This window comes from Myroides profundi, from assembly GCF_000833025.1.
In the GTDB taxonomy this organism is placed as follows: Bacteria; Bacteroidota; Bacteroidia; order Flavobacteriales; family Flavobacteriaceae; genus Flavobacterium; species Flavobacterium profundi_A.
Genome location: NZ_CP010817.1, coordinates 1,841,221 through 1,859,726, shown reverse-complemented (window position 1 = coordinate 1,859,726; position 18,506 = coordinate 1,841,221). Strand labels below are relative to the sequence as shown.

The following is an 18,506-nucleotide window of genomic DNA, read 5'->3' as shown; positions in this document are numbered from 1 at the left end:
AGCATGGTTTAAGTAACTTTAATTTAAATATAGAGACTACTTTTTCTACTCACAACACACGATCTCTAGAATTAGTGATTCTATATTGATAAACAATTACTGCTATTATATCTAAGATTATCTAGAAAACATAGGATAATCTTTCATCATATTTTGAATTTCTTGCTTTATCTGTTTATGTTTCGTTGCATTATCTTTATATATTAATACTTCATCAATAAAGTGCACTATTTTTTTCATATCTGCTTCTTTTAGCCCTCTGGTAGTTACTGCAGCAGCTCCTACCCTAATACCAGAAGTAATGAAGTTCGATTTATCATCATAAGGAACCATATTCTTATTCACTGTAATCCCAGCATGTTCTAAAATGCTTTCAGCCTCCTTACCAGATATATCTTTATTTCTTAAATCAATTAGTACTAAATGGTTATCTGTTCCTCCAGAGACAATATTATATCCACGCAACAAAAAAGCATCTGCTATTACTTTCATGTTTTTTTGAACTTGATTAGCATATACCTTAAAATCATCTGTCAATACTTCATTAAAAGCCACTGCTTTGGCTGCAATAGTATGCATTAGTGGACCACCTTGATTACCAGGAAATACTGATGCATCTAGAAGACTAGACATCATTCTTAGCTCTCCTTTTAAGTTTTTATATCCGAAGGGATTTTCAAAATCTTTCCCCATTAAAATAACTCCTCCTCGTGGACCTCGCAATGTTTTATGTGTTGTTGTTGTAACAATGTGGCAATGTGGTATAGGATTACTTAATAATCCTTTGGCTATTAATCCTGCAGGATGTGCCATATCTGCTAGTAATATTGCTCCTACCTTATCCGCTATCTCCCTAAAACGACTATAATTAATATCTCTAGAATATGCACTTCCACCAGCTATAATCATTTTAGGCTTCTCTTTGATAGCTATCTCTTCTATTTTATCATAATTAAGCACTCCTGTTTCTTGATCTACTCCATAGAATGAAGGAACATATAATCTGCCTGAAAAATTCACAGAAGAACCATGAGTCAAGTGCCCTCCATGCGTTAGGTCAAATCCTAATATTTTATCTCCAGGTTTTAAGCAAACTGAAAAAACAGCGACATTAGCTTGTGATCCAGAATGTGGTTGAACATTAGCATATTCTGCACCATAAATCTCTTTTAAAGATGCAATAGCCATATTCTCTACAAAGTCAACATATTCACACCCTCCATAATATCGTTTATCAGGATATCCTTCTGCATACTTATTAGTTAATATAGATCCATTGGCTCTTAAAACATCCTCGCTAACAAAGTTCTCTGAAGCAATTAATTCTAAGCCCTCCCTTTGTCTTCTTTCTTCTCTTTTGATTAATTCAAATAAAATGTTGTTGTTGTTGTTGTTGTGCATAGTTGTATAAATTAGTTTAGCTATGATTACTAGTTTATAATCTAGGTTAAAAAAACTATAAACTAGTGTCTTATTATATTAAAAAAGCAAAAGTAACAGTTAGTAGCCTAGTAAATTGGAGACAGATTTTTTATTCTTAGGCATCCAGATTGGTCCTTTTAACAATTAAAGAGTTTAATATTTTTTATTCCTAAAAACAGTGCCATTACTTAGTTATGTTTTTTTATCTCAAATCATTTTAAGTACATTTAACCTTATTAAACTACATAGACATGAAACAGTTTTTATATAAAAAAATAGGGATAATATTCTTATTACTATTTCAATTATCTTTAATTGAAGTATTTGCACAAACACCTTCAAAAACAGAACTAGAATATTTTACAATTGAAAATACCCCTCTTTATATTATCAATACTAATGATATTGATTTAGCTATACGCTATAAAAAAGGGCAAGGTACACCTATTGTATTTATACACGGTTCATGGGATGATCATAATTCTTGGTTACCAGTCGCAGAAGAGCTAATTAAAACTACTACTAATCCCATCATTTTATATGATAGAAGAGGACATAGTGCTTCTTCTCCAGATAAAGAACAAGGTACAATATCAATGGATGTCCAAGATACCGTCTCCCTACTCGATGCTTTACAGATTAAGAAAGCTCATTTTATAGGACATTCTTATGGAGCAAATATCACAATTGAACTAGCCAATAATCACGCTGATAGAGTTGAGAGTATTGTTTTATATGAACCTCCTATTTTTGGGATGCTTAAAGGACAAACTGAATACAAACAAATTCTATCAGAGGTACAGAATGAAATGCAAAAAAGTAAAACTTTACTTGAACAAGGACACATTGAACAGGGAACCTTTAATTTTATTGAAAAAGTAGCCTTTGGAAAAGGTAGTTGGTATTCTGTTTTTGATCAAAGAGCCAGAAATACAATGACAGCTAGTTACACTACTTGGCTTGATCAAGCTAATGATCCTGAAAGATTAAATATAAAACCAGAAAACCTTAATCAATTTAGTGGTAAAATAACACTTATTACAGGGTCAGATTCTATCTTAGTATATACAGCTGTTGCAAAAACAATAAAACAGAAAGTTAATTCAATAGAATTACAGACTATTCAAGGTGCAGGTCATGGAGGACTTATTTCTCATCCCAAACAAACTGCTCATTTGATTACTACACACTTAAATCAATTGTAATAATATAATCAGTGTTCTCTAGCTTAAAGCTGTTTTTAAAACTCTTTATAAAGTTTAATTTGCTACATTTGGAGTATGACATTTTATAAGAGTTAACTATATCAAGTAATCCAGATGAAGAGATTATGGAAATTAGAAATTAGATTAGAGAATACTTCCAATAAGGCTTTGTATTTACAAATAGCTGACGCCATCATTGATGACATCAAGAAAGGAAGGCTAAAAAAAGGAGATTTACTACCTAGTACACGTACACTCTCTACTCTACTAAATGTCAATAGAAACACCGTAGTACGCGCACTGACTATCTTAATTACCGAACAATGGCTGGTATCAGTAGAAAGAAAAGGAATTTTTGTAGCACATACTATTTCGCAAGATAGTCCTGTAAAAACAATAGAGCCTTTATTAGAAAGACAAGAAACGGACCTATTACTGAACAATAATATTGTCTTTGATAATGGCTATCCTGATAGTAAAATAGTTCCAATAGCAGAACTGGCACGCGCTTATAGACAAATCTTTAATAGAAGTGCTAAATGGCAAATGATGGGATATGGAAATGAACTAGGCGATTCTAAATTCATTACTCATATTGCTAATATGCTCAATCATCAAAGAGGGATGAATGTAGCCGAAAAAAATATTTGTATTACACGTGGAGGGCAGATGGCTATCTTTATGATTGCCCATTCCCTATTAACTAAAGGAGACTATATACTAGTAGAAAACCCTGGGTATAATTCTGCGTGGGAAGCTTTTAAACATGCTGGGGCTAATCTTATTCCTATTCATGTAGATGACCAAGGAATAGTGACTAGTGAGATTATAGAACAGCTAAAAACGAATAAAAGAATTAAAGCAATTTACCTAACCCCTCATCATCAATTTCCAACAACAGTCACCCTTAGTCTTAAAAGAAGATTAGAGATAATCGAACTTTCTAACCAATACGGGTTTACTGTCATTGAAGATGACTATGATAATGAATTTCATTATAATACAAGACCTATTTTACCCCTTTGTAGCCATATTAACCTAGAAAATTATATATACATAGGAACTTTAAGTAAGGTAGTCGCTCCTTCTCTTAGAATAGGTTACTTAGTGACTAGTAAAACCTCTTTAATAAAGAAAGTAAGTAAACTAAGAAAGATAATTGATATTCAAGGTGATAGAATAATGGAGCTAGCTATACTAGAGCTAATCAAAGAAGGAATTATTAAAAAACATATCAAAAAAGCAACAATTCATTACAAAGAGAAAAGAGATTACACCTATAGCTTATTAAAGCATTATTTAGACCAATCCACCCATTTCACCTTGCCAGAAGGAGGTCTTGCTTTTTGGATTAAACTCAATAGGACTATAGATTTTAAGAGTTTCTGTGCTTTATTAATCAGTAAAGGCGTTGATATAGTAAACCCTAATGAGTATTACCTAGACCACTCTAGTAACGGATTAAGAATTAGCTTTGGTAGATTAGCTAAAGAAGATTTAGAAAAAGGAATAAAAATCATTGCAGAATGTTTAACCCAGATTAAGCATTAACCAAATACTGCAAAGCAATTCTACTTCATATCTCTTTCATTTCTTCTAAAACCATACTACATGCCTTGCTACAGCTGGCTCTTCGTATAAGATAGTCCACAGGACTATTTTATACTCAGCCCTTTCTTAAATTCAGAGCTATTTTGTATAATTACTTTTCGTTTATATGTCTATCGCTTAATCTGGGTTTAAATCAAGAGCTACATTCCTAACTCTATTGCATATTTCTAATTCAGCATTTTTATTCCTTCTTTTCATATTACCTCTACCTATGAGAGGTGATCCAGTTCCTAATGACGCTTATTGTGGCTTACACTTTATAAATAACGCACAAGATAATACATCCCCCAAGCAAAAATCACAATAATAGTTGTCCATACCCAAAAGGGAATACTCTGAGGAGTTTCACTACCTACAACTAAAAAAGTCTTTTGATCACCTTTTCCATAAGTATTAATGCGTATAGACAATAAACCATCTACCACAGCCTTTTCCTTTATTCCTTCTATATCTATAGCCGGGCCATTCTTTACTGTAAACGGAATAATTCTAATACCCTCTTTTCCCGTCTGATCTTTACTTACAATTTTTAAGGTATGATCCCCATCCACTAATTTATGCGTATTGAGCTCGAAATTTACAGGTGTTTCGAGCTCTGCAATAGGTTGATGTTCATCATCAATAAAAATGAATACTCTACTTCTTTGCTCCATCTAATAGGTCGTTTAATACAGTTCTTTTAATGTGTTCTTTAGATTCTTCTCCTGGTTTTACTAACCATTTAATAGAGAAGATTAACGTAGCTAAAACCAGAATAGCAATCACCACTATAATAGTATAATCCCATTTACTATCAGGTCCTACACCATGTACAACTCCTTTTAGTAATTTAGGTTGATTGCGTTCACAAACAGGACAAGCATAGATTACATTGGCAAGTAATAGCCCTATTATAGTAAGAATCCTTTTACAATTTACTTTCATTATTTATCCTTTATTTGGTTGATATAATCCATGATCTGTTTTACTTCTTCTACTGTTACCAAGGGAGCTTTATTTCCCCAATTATTGCGCTCGTAGTTAACTATTGCAGTAACTTCTTCCTCTGTCCAATTCGCATTAGTACCTACTGCAGGCATTACCCCATACTCCTCTCTAGCATCATATCCATTCATTATAATATCTACAAATAGTTGGAGGTTGTCTCCAGTAACAATCGCACTGTTTTTTAAAGGAGGAAACGCACCAGAGAGTCCTTCTCCATTAGCCTGATGACAGGCTGCACAATTATTCATATAAAGGTTTTTACCATCCAAAGCCGTTTTAGTCTGTCCTGTAGTTACTCCTTGTGTTACATCTTGTTCTTTAGGATATAAAAACTCAGGAGTCATAATCGTTCCAGGTAATGGAGTCTGCTTTAAAGCTTGCAGATATGCAACCAAATCTAAAGCGTCTTGAGTAGCCACAATCTTTAATTTCTTATCCTTTAAGAATGTCTCAGGCACACTGACTACAACATCCTCTTTATCAGGATGCTCTTTAGATGTAAACAGAAAAGAATACGAAGGCATAATGGATTCTTTAACGACAATACGAGGATTATAAAGATGAACTAAATGCCAGTCTAAACTAGGTTGACGTGTACCTATATCTATAAGATCAGGACCTGTTCTTTCTGTTCCCATCAGCGTAGCAGTATTAGTCCAAAAATCAACTCTTTTATTACCCGCATAATCTGCAGATATAGAAGGTCTACTCCCCCATTTTCTATCCATTTCTACATTTCTAACTTGCTGACTGTGACAAGCTACACATCCATTAGCTATAAATATATCTTTTCCTCTTTTCTCTGATTGTGTTAGAGGGATCGCATCAGGTAAAGGATGTATTTTAGACTGATTATCTAGGGCTGGCAGAATAGCTACAAATAATGTTAGAATCAAAAATAAAATAGTTGCTATTACATAAAGTTTTTTATGGTTGCTAAATATATCCATATCTACTAATTATTAAATATTTTGTCATTATCTACGCTATCATCAGCTAGTTTCTCAAAGGTTAAGTCTACCCTATCTAAAGAAACAGATTCGTCTTTTTGAATCATCTTATAAAAATTATAGACAAAGAATAGATGAGATAACCACATTAGACTTCCTCCAATAGCTCTCCATAGCCAATAAGGCATCATAAACTTAACACTCTCTATAAAGGCAGAGTCTTCCATCCACATTAAGCCTCTTAATGTTCCCCCATACATTAAAGGGATAGAATAAAACAACAATCCTATTAAGGCTAACCAAAAATGAGCTCCGATTGTAATCTGTGGGGCTTCTTTACCCGTTATTTGTGGTACTAATGCATATATAGAACCCCATAAAAGAAAAGTGATAATTCCATACATCGTCAGATGAGAGTGAGCCACTGTAAAGTCTGTAAAGTGCCAAAGCAGATTTGTAAATCGAAAGGATTCTGCTGTACCTTGCAAAGAACCTGTAAAGTAAAACACAATCCCTATTACAAAAAACGGAATGGTGTAACTATCCTTGATTTTATACCAAACTCCTTTAAAGGTTAAGAAAAAATTAGTTGTACCCGCTACTACAGGAATAACCATTCCAACACTAGCTACAATAGCAACAGTCTGTAACCACCATGGTATAGCACTAAAAACAAAGTGATGGGTTCCAATTAATGTATAAAACAATATCTGGCTCCAAAAAGCTAATATTCCTAAACTGTATGAATATATTGGTTTATTAAGTTGTTGTGGCAGAAAGTAATATACTATTCCTAGAGTAAAAAGCATAAACCACATCCCTACTGCTTGATGCATATAATACCCCTGCACGATTGTCTCTCCTAAACCATCTTGCCAAAAAGGTAAATATCCAACAACAGCTACTATAGTAATAAAGATAACGGCAGCAACGATATACCAATTAGAAATATAAATATCCTTATCCGTTCTATTGGCTATAGTCTTTAAATAGCATCTAAGCGTAAAGTACAACCCTAAAGCAAACAATAACATAATAGGCCATATATACTCTCTATATTCTCCTCCTCCATTGTTTACACCAGCCATTAAACTAATAGACCCGATAAAAACGGAAGCATTAATTAAAACAAGTGAATACCATCCCCATTTTATATTGACCAAGTTTGTATTACTAACTCTAGGTACGATATAATACCCCAATCCAATCATCCCTAAAGAAGCCCATCCCCAGAATACAGCATTAGTATGCACAGGTCTTAGTCTTCCAAAGCTAAGCCAACTACTATGATCTATATCTGGTGCTATAAATTTAATCCCTAAATACTCCCCAATAGTGGTACCTACAATTAACCAAAAGCTAGCTGTTCCTAAAAACCATAAAATAAGTTTAGCCAACCCCGGATCTATATCTACCTTGACAGAGTTTCTTTTCTTATTAGCAACTACGGGGGCTAGTTCAGTCTTTGACAACGAAATCAACCCCTTTTGATCTTGAATTAAACTTTCTCCTGAGAGTTCTTTATTGGACAATGAAAACCCTAGGGCAATCTCTCGTTTTTTTAAAGAGTCAGACTCCTCTTCAGACAGATGTTCTAAATACTCTTTAAATTGTTTTGTATGCTGATCCTCTAGCTTATTTTTTTGCACACGAATAATATTGGAAATTTTAATAAGCATAATTACTACGCCCAATAGAATAGGAATTGCGATTAGAATCAAAATAATGATAATCCCTGGCTCTGTTAAAAGAGATGGTTCTGTTGTTTTGATATTACTCTGTGCAAAAAGACTTGATGCAGAAATAAAGAAAATAAACCCAATCAGGTATTTTAACTTTGTACTTTTTAATAAAACACGGATTTGACGTTTTGTAAGGCTTGTGATAGATATCTTTACTAAATTTGAATCTAATTCTTTGTTTAAATTGTACAACTTATCAAGATAAGATGCCTTTAAATATAATGATCTAAAAAAAGCACTCAGTAGCACTATTAGAATCAAAACGATAACAATAAAGATATCTTGGTTATTAACCCTAAATTTTAAAGGCTCCATATTGTTAGCCCAAATCGCTGTTGGATGCATAAAAAGTAGAAAACTTATAAAAATAGACCACGGAGCAAAAGACAGTATTTTCATTATGAGTATTATTAAGTAAGTAAACCATACACCTTGTTTATAGATAATCGTGTTGGCAAACCATGTGTTTAGTATTTATTATCTAAAGCCAAAGGTATTGTGCTCCCTCATGAAAGAGATGGTACAGATTAGAGATAATAACATAGACCAAGTAAAGAGGTTGTGGATAAAAACAATTACTCTATAGGTGTTTTAAACGAAATGATTCTTTATGCGTATTTTAAAAAGGATAAGGTACAGCTGCACATAAAAAAAAAGCCCGATAACGAGTGTTATCGGGCTTTTCAGCGGAGAAAGAGGATTAGCCTCTTTATACCATATGTTTTATAAATAAGGATGTTCACTTTTTGGATTGTGGTGAGTACCTTATTCGGAAAGTTTTATGCTATGATTAGAATCGTTTGATTCAAAATTAAATATACTGTTTAATAATTGATTTTGAAGAAAAGAGAATTATCTAATTTATCTCTTAGTCATACAATTTAATTACAATTATTTTCCTCTTCAAGTAATGTAAAATATAGAGTAACAAAAAGTTCTGATAGAAAATTAGTACTAACACAATTCATATTAACACTCCCTAGCCTCATTATTTGTTATTGAACCCATTCTCGTTTCAAAAGGTACTTTTAATTTAGATTCTCGTTTTTTACATCTGTAGGATTTGTTGCTTTTTTATTAACTGAACGCTTCTTAGGTATTTCTTTTTGTTTGTTTGTTTTTGTAGGCTTTTTTTTAAGTAAAGTAGGACTCTTCTTAATTATTTCTCCTATTAATTCTTGAATTGGACGTTTAGGCACTTCTAAAACAGCATAATCTTCTTCAAAAATTTCTCTAAAAACCTCTTTAAACCTTTCTTCTTTTCTTAATTTATAAAATAATGGCCAAATTTTATAATGATCTTTATTAACTTCTCCATTTTTACCGATTTTTTTCATAAGCAAATAGGCCTCATCATTTTTTTTCATTAAAATTAAATGAGCGAGTTTAAAATCATCACTACTAGCACTCCAATCTTTACTATCAATTATTTCTCTTGCAATATCTGTTTTATCTTGCAAGTATTTTGAAAGTGCTTTATTAACTGTATAGTAATTTTTTGCTGAATCATTATAAAATTTTATTTGTTTACAAGCAAAATCTAAAAGTATATCTGCAAGATTAAACTGTCTATTTGTTATTAAATTATAACAAATCTCATTAAGTTTTTCATCAGCAAATTGAATGTCCTCTTTAATTAATTTTCTCCATATCGTATGAGTAAGCTTTGTTGATAACTCATAAAGGCATTCATAAGCGTTTTTAAAATATTCACTAGAAATGGTTAATCTTTTATTTAACTCTATTTCTGATATATTACACTTATTCTCCTTACATACTTTTAAATATTGGTTAGAAACTATACCATCGCAATGAACAAATAAATTTCTTCTTTCTGTAATCTCAATAAAAGTTTGCCATATAGGTAAATCTTTACGAAGTACAATTGATAATTTATTTTCTAAATAATCAAAATGTTCGCTATGGCTTTTACGAAGAATAGTTTCTACCTCTTTTTCAACTACATATTCTCTTGCTTTTTCGATAGATTCAAATTCATTTAGTTGGGAAAATGAAAGTTCTCTTTCGGATTTATTGATGTACTCTGGTCTTATTTTGAATAATGTTTTAAATAGTTGATTTAAAAAAGCATCGTACTGAGATATTAATGCAACAAATAGACTTTCAGGTATGATTTTCATTGCTAAATTAGAAATTTCAGAATTCTTAGCGAGTTGGTCAAAAATCCGAGCTTGTTCAAATTCTAAGGAAATTGATTTATTTCCATTTTCATCTTCTATTTCTTCAGAATTTTTTTCAATAAAATCTTTAAGCTTTGTATTGGCTTTTTTATTGTGAGGTTCTAAGAGTAAAAGAGACATTGGTAATGTATCTTTAATTGAATCTAAATGTCTTAAAAGTCTATGTAAATTTTTATCAAGTTCTATACCTAATTCTTTACCTTCCACAGTTACTAATATTTATTTTCTACTGATATATTTTTTAAAGTAATATTTATTTCCCTGTAATATCATTTTTTATTAAAACATAATGCCGATTTCTCAAAACTTTAACCATATGAATATTTCATACAAGAGGTTTTAATTAAAGTACAATTAACTAATAAATTTATTACACAGTAAGCAAAAACATCAAAGAATATTTTTTATTTCAAACATATTATAATTCTCACTAATCCCATTACGGAAATCCGTAAACCCCTCAATATTTTGAGTTAACATTCTATTTAAGCAAAAAACTACAGACTTCAGAGTAGTTTTCTAACTCTCTGCAAGAACAAGTAATTTTGATGGTACGAATGCAACTTCGAATGCCTAAAAACCGTACATTTTTATCGCTATAAAGCATCGGTTTAATCTATTGATGATCAAACGTTATTAGCAGTGGTCGCATAATTATCGCATAGTGATCACATACTGGTCACATAATTTTGCGTCTTTTTAATGCGAACAGTATGCTATCAAGCTACTATCCTTGTTCCATCTTTGCATTTCACTATATTGACAGGCTGATTTTTGTCTGTCTTTATCACTCTCTCTTATGTTTGTGAAGATAATTGCCGATACTTTGGTAAATATCATTAGAAAATAGACTGAATGAGGTGCTGTAGAAGTTTGGAGTTGTAAATGGCTTTTATGTAATAAACGAACTGACAAGAACTTCAGCTAGTAACAAGACTTTTACAAAGTAGCGAGGTTTCGTCTAAATTCAAAGCTTGTACTTCGTTTACCGTAAAACACTAATAGAATTGGATTTTTTTTATAATTTAGTAAGTAGAAATTGACTTTTCCCTAACATAACACTTAAATGAAATTCTATTATTTACTTCCCTTACTTATTTTATTAACTTCTTGTTCAAGTACAAAAGCTTTGAATGGAAAATATCGTTCCCATAAAGCTGAATTAGGTTTTTTCATAACGGAATTAAATTTTAAAAATGAAAACGATTTTATGTTCAAATTTTATGGTGATTTAGAACATACTGAATTGACTGGAACTTATAAAATAGTAGATAAAAATGTGTATTTAAAGTTTAATAAAGAAAAGGGGCAAATAGAATCGGAAAGCGACAGTTTAACAACCGTTGAAATTTTAACTGGTAATTATCATAACTATGACCTAAAAAATGAATCAAATATTGATTATCATTTAAAATATAAAATTAGAGAAAATAAATTGTTTTCATACAGAATTGATAATGGTAAACTTGTTACAAAATCAAAGTACTATACAAATACAAAGAAGTTTTTATTATTCGGTTCAAAATGGAAATCGAAAAAAAGTTATCTCAAAAAAATAAATTAAAATCTGCATATAACATCGTATTGATAAAATGAGGAGTTTTGGCTGAATTGAACATTCACTCAATTCAAGACCGCACTTTTCCAAGCCGAGCCTTGTTAGTAGTAAGCTCATCTTAACATTGTGAAATAAACAACTGAAATAAAATGTATAAGTATCATTTTCGCCCGGAATATGGATCAGAGAAACTTTTGATTGAAATCTTTAATGGTTTAGAAAAAAAAGAATTCCTTTCTGATTTCCTTGATGCAATTAAAATATTAAAGCCAAAAGTTGTAGACTTTGAGGACTTATGGATTAATGATGAAATTTTAATAAATGTAAATTCCGAAATGGGAGAATTCATTCTTTCAAAAGATACATGGGGTTTTGTTTTCCTAACGTCTGAAAATAACCAAGAATGTCTTTTTCAAATAAATTCAATTTTAGAAATCGCAGAAAATTTTGAAAAAGTAGAAATCGATTTTGAAGACTATAAATTAAAATAGGGACTGCTGCTAGTATCGTATTGATGAAATACACAGTTTAAAACTTTCAGAATAAAGTGAACACCCCTATTTATAATAGTTGTAATAAGCTTGTTGTATCTAAAGCTATTTCAATGGTGTGCTGCGTACAGCTTAGAAAGTGCTCTTCTAGTTTTTCTATACCTACGAGAAATAATAATATACTAAAAACCACTTCTGTATGGAGTATTATTCATTTCTTTTAAAAGAGAAGAAAAGCAGTAATAAAGATAATAAACTAACTACTAAACTAAGCATTTTCAGATTCCCTATATTATCTATTGTAAAGAAAGCAGGTGAATAAAATGATGTAATATTAAACACCATGTGCCATAAAACACATAAACTTATGTTTTGAGTTTTATTATATATCCAGAATAAAAATATACTTGAGATAAATGGTATAATTAAAGGTATTTCACCAAAAATATGTGTTAAACTAAACACAAGAGAAATGAGAACAATAGAAACAATCTTATCAAGTTTCTCTGTCAAAAATCTAAACCAATATTTTCTATACAAAAGTTCTTCAATAACGGGGCTTAGTACAAATAAACCAAACAAACTAAATGCAGAATATTCATAACGTTGTTGCATGACAAAATTAAATTCATCTCCTCTAGCATAAATAGCATTACCTAAAAAAGCCAAAGAGATTGCCGTTACTATAAGTAAAGAACAATTCAATAAAGAGCACCTTATTTTTAAAAAGTTATTATAATCCTTATACTTAAATATAAATAGAGTAAGAATACTAATTGTAAAAACATCTATAACTTTTAAAACAAAACCTGCCCCATAAATAGCTATAACAAAAAACAAAATAGTATAGATTATCAATAATAGTATACGGCTATACTTAGTTTCAAATTTCATATTCATCTTTCAAGGTATTTATAATGATATTTTATAAGTCCTACTACCACTTCTGCAGAATAACTATACTCAGCTATAATCTGTCAAGGTAAAGCTTTTTCAGCACCATAAAAGAATGGAATTTTATTAATAGAATTCATCATTCCATTGATTACAACTCCAACACTTATACCAATTAAAACAGAAATAACCTCTCCATTTGGACCTGCATAAAGTAACGGATTATTTAATACATATCCATATCTATGTGTTAGTATTGTCTTGCACAAAGTTATCAGGTGACCTACTTTTTGCCTAGTCCCCAACTTTTGTCACTGATCCCTTTTGTCACTGATCCCCTATTTATGGAAGGTGCACTTTCGGTGCACAAGGGCATAAAAAAAGCCCGATAACGAGTGTTATCGGGCTTTTCAGCGGAGAAAGAGGGCTTGTCTCTTTTACTCTGTATGCTTTATAAATAGGGATGTTCGCTTTTTTAAATTGTTGTGCGCACCTTATTCGGAAAGTTTTAAACTATGATTGGAATCTATCTGATTCAATACCAAATATAGCAATTTTATCTTTTAATATAACTGATTAATTATATAAGTTCAATCTCTATCTTCAATTTAAGATTAACATTTTTGCCCTAAAATTAATTTTTACTATTCTTGACTTCGTGTGAGTTCTTTTCCTGAAAAAGTACCATATGCCTTACCTGAAACTTCTCCTGTTTTATAATAATCAGCTAACATTTTAAGAATAGTATCAATATCACTTTCATTTTCAATAGTTAATTTTCCATCTTTAACATTAAGTGCTACATTGTATTTTTTACAAACAGTTTTCATTTTTCGAATCGTTTTATCATCAAGACTTCTGTAATTACCAATTTTAGCTATTTTAATTAATTTTTTATGAATAGATGGGGTCGATTCTATTTTGTCCTCAATAATTTCTAGACCATGTATTTTGCCAGTCTTTCTTAACTCTTCAACAACACTTTTAGATTCTTTTTTATATTCTTCTTGTAATCCAACAATGTTTTCAAAATTTATTTTCTTTATTACATAAAAGGTTTCTTCATAGTATATACAATCTATTTGTTTATCAAGGTTTACTGTTTCTCCTTTTATTAATTCAAGCTTTTGATTTTTAGTATCAAAATAAGTTCTGATTGTTTTAAGTATATTTTTTCCTTCTTTTTCATCTACAGCGACTTTTCCAGAAAGAATTTTCCGAAAAGTATAAATCCAATCTTTACTTTCTAAATCATTAAAACCTACACAATATGCCCATAATTCATCATCATTTGATAAAATCGATTCTATACTTTGCATTTTAGGTGGATTTTTTTTTAGTTGATTAAATACTACGTCTGAAAATGAAAAAACTTTATTATGCATTGAATACGTAAACAAATGTTGGGTATCATCACTTATAACATCATAGTCTAACATTTCGAAATCCTTTTTAATTATTTTCCTTAGTTCTTCATTAGTTAGAGAGAATAAGTAGTTTCTTATCTCAGAATCAATATCAACTTGATATACTTTGTATACATATTTATCTATTACTTTCGCATTTTTCTTTATGTTATCTTTTAAAATTCTTGATATAAAATATAATCTTAAATCTGTAGATTCAGTTGAAGCAATCTTTTCAGAAATTTCTTTAATTGTCATATTGGATTAATTAGTTTTTTTGTGCATAAAATAGTTTGTGTCCTATTGAATAGATTGTAATTATTGAATCCTCTTCAAGTTGTTTGTCTTTGATTATTATCAATCCATTTCTTTTTTTTCCATTTTGTTCTTCATATTCAATTTCAAAAATTGAATATTTAAAGCTTAATATTGGATTAATTAATAGTAAGTTAGAATTTACATAAATCCTATAGATTATTAGCATAAGAAAAAAGAATGCAAATATTTCATACCAACTACTAAAACTTTGAAATATAAAAGGAATAATATATGTGGCTATATATCCTATTGATTCATTATTTCTGTTTTTTAGATCTACTAAAGTAACATTTTCTCCATTGTTTATGTTTTTCTCAAAATTTAAAAACAAAAGTTTACATCCTATGAGACTAAGAATAGAAATAATTATAAGAAAAGTAGAAAATAAAAATTTAGTAGCAAAAAACCATAAACTTTCTATGTTAATGCCACCCCAATTAAGGAAATCTATATTCTCTGAGAATTGTTTGAATAATATTAAAATAAATAATGGTATATACGATGTTATAAATAACACAAATTCTGCAACACCATATAATTTTGTACTACTATTCATCCTTTATGTAAATTTTAATTTGTGAAATATAATGAAACACTACTAATATATTGAACAATCTCTTATTCTTTAAATTACAAAATAATTGAGATAAAAGTATTTTTTTAACTATTTTTATTTACTCTTATGCCATCAAAAAAATATATTAAAATATATTTGTCAAAATCCATTAAAGTATCTATACTTGATATTACTTCTAATCCAATACTATTTAAATCATCTATTACTTTATGTATTGTTAATTCTGGTGCTATAAAACTGTAAAGCCCTGATTTTTGTATTTTTTTTGAAATCATTCTTGGTAATCCAAATTCTTCAAGTTGGTAAACAGTCTTAGGCAAAAATGCATGGGAACTCCAATTTATGAATCTTGAAATATCATAATTTTTGTCTTTCAAAATTTCTTTTTGAAGAATATTGATGTCACTTACTAAAGATGCAAGTTTAAATGTTACTTTTCTTTCTAGTTTAAAAAAATCATCTATACCAATTTCAAATTTATCTAATTCAATTAATAGTTCAGGAATGGATTTAAACCAATTATTACGTAAAATTTTTACGAATTCTACAAAAGTTCTGTGTTTAGTATCCCAACCAGAAGGTACTATGTTTATTATTTTATATAAGAATCTATCCCAATATTTTGGGTAAGGATTATTTAAAAAACCTAACCCATTCCAATCATCAGGATTACTAATCATGTCGATTGCTATTTTTTTTATTAGTTCGCTGTCACTAGTTTGGAATATATTTTCAGATTGTAATTTTTTAAAAGTTTCTAAACCTAGAACATTAACCATTTCTTCCTTATACATAATAATTTTAGCAATCTGTTCTTTAGTTAATTCATTCTCGTATTTTACTTCATCTAGATCTCCTAAAATTTCTTCTGGAAATGGAATTCCTAATTGTGTTTCGGTTTCCATTGGTGGTTGTTCTAGTATATATATTTTTCCGATAAAATGCCTAAACATTCTACCTCCTCTACCCATAATATTTTTATAAGTAAAATCATTAATTTTTACTTGTCCATTTTTATTAGACCAAATGACAACATTCTCTGCTGATGTATTTACTCCTTCAATAATGGAAGACGTTGATAGTAAGTTGTCAATTCCTTCAGATTCTTCAAAAACTTTTACTTGAATTTGACTCAAAGATCTATGTAATCGGCCATTATGTATACCAATACCACGTTTTACTAAGTTAGTTAAGTTCCAATTGTAATTATAGTTTTTACTCAGCCAATCTGAAAAATCAGATAATAGCTTTGTTTCTTTTGTCTGAAAATTGGCTAATAATAAGTTGGATAATTTATCAATGTTAACGTACGTCCCTGCATATATCAAAGTTTTTTTATTTATATTACTAATTATATCTAATAAATAAGCACTTTTTAACTCTTCATCTCCTCTAATACTTTCATATAGTTTTTGTTGTTCTAAAAATACAGTATTGAAATCAAGTGGATAAAATTCCATATCTTGAGTAAATGGATTTTCCTCTAATGAACTTATGTTTGGGGCTAAAAAATATTTTTGTTTTGCAACTTTACCTAACTTTAGAATCGCTTTTACTAATGTTGGAGATCTTTCTTTATCAAAGTTTGAACTAGCTTTGTAAAATTCATCAATAATTAGAATATCTAAGTTTTCTATTTTATTCACATAGTTTATAGCTCTTTCTTGTGGAAAAATAAAAATGTTTCTTTCTCCCAATTCCACCTCAGTAGTAGTAATTATTTTATATTTATTCGCAAATTTCTTATAAAGCCTTCTTCTTGTTTCATCAGTGAGAGCAATTGTTGGAACAATTATAACTACATTTTGTGGTTTTTTAATAGAAATATATGCATCTATAACAAAGCTTTTTCCAAAACTTGTGGGAGCACTAACAGCAAGATTCTTACCATTAATTAGGTTTTTCAATAATGCTGATTGTTCTCTATGAAGCGTGAGTTCTTCGTATTCTCCGACATCAGCCTTAAAAACCTCATAAATGTATTTATCTTGCCAACTTGCAGTTTCTAAATCTATATAAGGATATAGCCCTGATTCCCTAATAAGATGATTTACTAATTCTGAGTATTTTATATTTTCTTTTTCATGAAAATCTAATAATTTAATTAATTCATTTCTAGCCTCATTTTCTTGATTTGCTATTAATAGGTCATTTATTTGATGACAAGTAGAAAAAATATCCATGGTAAGTTATTGTTTTTTATAATGTACAACGTTCTCAACAAAAGATTGGATTATTGTATCTTTAGAAGGGACTGGAAGTAAAATCGTGTGAAAGTGTATTGAATTATATTTATGAACTTTTTCTTTAAGCTTTTTTAATTGCTTAGAAAAATAGGATTTGACTCTATTAAGATGGTAATCGCTAATCTCTTTTTTACATTCATCTGAAAGTTCATTAAATTTTATTGTAATTGGACATTCATAGAGGAGAAGAATTGGAACGTGTAACTTTGGTTTCAAATCATCTATTGTTGCTTCTTTAGCTAAAAGCTTCATAATTCCATTATAAACATCTGACTCTTTTTCAAATAATTCATCTAAGTCGGATAAATTTGTAATTATACTATTTTCTTTTTTCAGTTTTTCTAATTCAAGAGAGTTTTCTATAGAAGTTATTATTGAACTTAATCTATCATCTTCAATGCTATTGTAAAATTTGGCTTCGCCTAACCATAAAGAAAAATCATTTCCGTTTTCGATTACTATATGAACGCTATCTGAGCCTTTTGCATTATCTTGAGCATTTTGTTTGTAAAATATTTTAGGAACTACAGGTAACGCCTTGTAATAGTGTTTCATTATACCATATAGAATTATTTCTGCTAATTCACTTCCCTGACCAGTTTGGTCTTTAGTTAAATCTGTTAATCTTAATTTTTTAGCAGATTCTACTAAAATTGACTGATTTTTATTAATCAATGATTCACGTTCTCTATAAGAAAGAGCAGTTTCAGCAATATTATCCCAAATGAAATTTTGAAACTTAGTATATCTCCAATTTCCATTTTCAAAATCATTAGTAAGGCTTAAAATTTTTTCGGTTTTACAAAGGTCTAATTCTTCTTTAGGATCATATTTGTATAAAAAATCATCAATAAGTATATCAAATTCTAGCATATCTTGAATTATAGTTTATAAATGG

Annotated in this window: 16 protein-coding genes; 4 read left to right on the top strand and 12 right to left on the bottom strand. The window is 29.7% G+C overall.

The features are described 5' to 3' along the window. Positions 1 to 117: 117 nt before the first annotated feature. Positions 118 to 1,401, bottom strand: a complete 1,284-nt coding sequence (gene glyA, locus MPR_RS08160) for a serine hydroxymethyltransferase (protein WP_041891331.1) — start codon at positions 1,399 to 1,401, stop codon at positions 118 to 120. A gap of 272 nt (positions 1,402 to 1,673) precedes the next feature. Here glyA and MPR_RS08155 point away from each other — a divergent pair, with 272 nt between their 5' ends. Next, the gene (locus tag MPR_RS08155; protein ID WP_041891329.1) at positions 1,674 to 2,627 is read left to right on the top strand and encodes an alpha/beta fold hydrolase; all 954 of its coding nucleotides are present in this window, start codon (positions 1,674 to 1,676) and stop codon (positions 2,625 to 2,627) included. Between the two features lie 114 nt (positions 2,628 to 2,741). Further along, a complete protein-coding gene (gene pdxR / locus MPR_RS08150; protein ID WP_041891327.1) occupies positions 2,742 to 4,178 on the top strand; it encodes a MocR-like pyridoxine biosynthesis transcription factor PdxR in 1,437 nt (478 codons plus the stop codon). Between the two features lie 317 nt (positions 4,179 to 4,495). Here pdxR and MPR_RS08145 read toward each other — a convergent pair whose 3' ends face one another. The 5 genes from MPR_RS08145 to MPR_RS08125 form a co-directional block, all read right to left on the bottom strand. Next, positions 4,496 to 4,891, bottom strand: coding sequence for a hypothetical protein (locus MPR_RS08145; RefSeq protein WP_041891323.1), 396 nt, complete (start codon positions 4,889 to 4,891; stop codon positions 4,496 to 4,498). After that, on the bottom strand, positions 4,875 to 5,162 hold the full coding sequence (locus MPR_RS08140; RefSeq protein WP_041891320.1) for a hypothetical protein: 288 nt from the start codon (positions 5,160 to 5,162) through the stop codon (positions 4,875 to 4,877). The genes MPR_RS08145 and MPR_RS08140 overlap by 17 nt, the downstream gene beginning before the upstream one ends. After that, positions 5,162 to 6,175 (bottom strand): cbb3-type cytochrome c oxidase subunit II, encoded by a 1,014-nt coding sequence (locus MPR_RS08135; RefSeq protein WP_041891316.1) that lies wholly within the window; start codon positions 6,173 to 6,175, stop codon positions 5,162 to 5,164. Before MPR_RS08135 ends, MPR_RS08140 begins: the two co-directional genes overlap by 1 nt. Before the next feature lie 5 nt (positions 6,176 to 6,180). Beyond that, on the bottom strand, positions 6,181 to 8,316 hold the full coding sequence (locus tag MPR_RS08130) for a cbb3-type cytochrome c oxidase subunit I (RefSeq protein ID WP_041891313.1): 2,136 nt from the start codon (positions 8,314 to 8,316) through the stop codon (positions 6,181 to 6,183). A 629-nt stretch (positions 8,317 to 8,945) separates the two neighbouring features. Continuing rightward, entirely contained in the window at positions 8,946 to 10,325 is a 1,380-nt protein-coding gene (locus MPR_RS08125; RefSeq protein ID WP_041891310.1) for a hypothetical protein, read from the bottom strand. An 859-nt stretch (positions 10,326 to 11,184) separates the two neighbouring features. Between MPR_RS08125 and MPR_RS08120 the strand changes: the two genes are divergently transcribed. Both MPR_RS08120 and MPR_RS08115 read left to right on the top strand, forming a co-directional pair. Further along, entirely contained in the window at positions 11,185 to 11,682 is a 498-nt protein-coding gene (locus tag MPR_RS08120) for a hypothetical protein (protein ID WP_041891307.1), read from the top strand. 143 nt (positions 11,683 to 11,825) lie between these two features. Continuing rightward, positions 11,826 to 12,167: a hypothetical protein gene (locus MPR_RS08115; RefSeq protein ID WP_006263686.1), complete on the top strand. Its 342-nt coding sequence runs from the start codon at positions 11,826 to 11,828 to the stop codon at positions 12,165 to 12,167. Between the two features lie 207 nt (positions 12,168 to 12,374). On the opposite strand, the gene MPR_RS08110 is transcribed toward MPR_RS08115, so the two are convergent. The 6 genes from MPR_RS08110 to MPR_RS08090 form a co-directional block, all read right to left on the bottom strand. Continuing rightward, entirely contained in the window at positions 12,375 to 13,067 is a 693-nt protein-coding gene (locus MPR_RS08110) for a CPBP family intramembrane glutamic endopeptidase (protein WP_041891302.1), read from the bottom strand. Between the two features lie 77 nt (positions 13,068 to 13,144). After that, positions 13,145 to 13,330, bottom strand: a complete 186-nt coding sequence (locus tag MPR_RS18510) for a hypothetical protein (protein WP_139177103.1) — start codon at positions 13,328 to 13,330, stop codon at positions 13,145 to 13,147. Between the two features lie 375 nt (positions 13,331 to 13,705). Next, positions 13,706 to 14,725, bottom strand: a complete 1,020-nt coding sequence (locus tag MPR_RS08105) for a Kiwa anti-phage protein KwaB-like domain-containing protein (RefSeq protein WP_041891299.1) — start codon at positions 14,723 to 14,725, stop codon at positions 13,706 to 13,708. A gap of 10 nt (positions 14,726 to 14,735) precedes the next feature. After that, on the bottom strand, positions 14,736 to 15,341 hold the full coding sequence (locus MPR_RS08100) for a KwaA family protein (RefSeq protein WP_041891296.1): 606 nt from the start codon (positions 15,339 to 15,341) through the stop codon (positions 14,736 to 14,738). A 104-nt stretch (positions 15,342 to 15,445) separates the two neighbouring features. Continuing rightward, a complete protein-coding gene (locus MPR_RS08095) occupies positions 15,446 to 17,545 on the bottom strand; it encodes a DEAD/DEAH box helicase (protein ID WP_041891293.1) in 2,100 nt (699 codons plus the stop codon). 6 nt (positions 17,546 to 17,551) lie between these two features. Next, the gene (locus MPR_RS08090) at positions 17,552 to 18,481 is read right to left on the bottom strand and encodes a HamA C-terminal domain-containing protein (RefSeq protein WP_041891290.1); all 930 of its coding nucleotides are present in this window, start codon (positions 18,479 to 18,481) and stop codon (positions 17,552 to 17,554) included. Between the last annotated feature and the right edge of the window lie 25 nt (positions 18,482 to 18,506).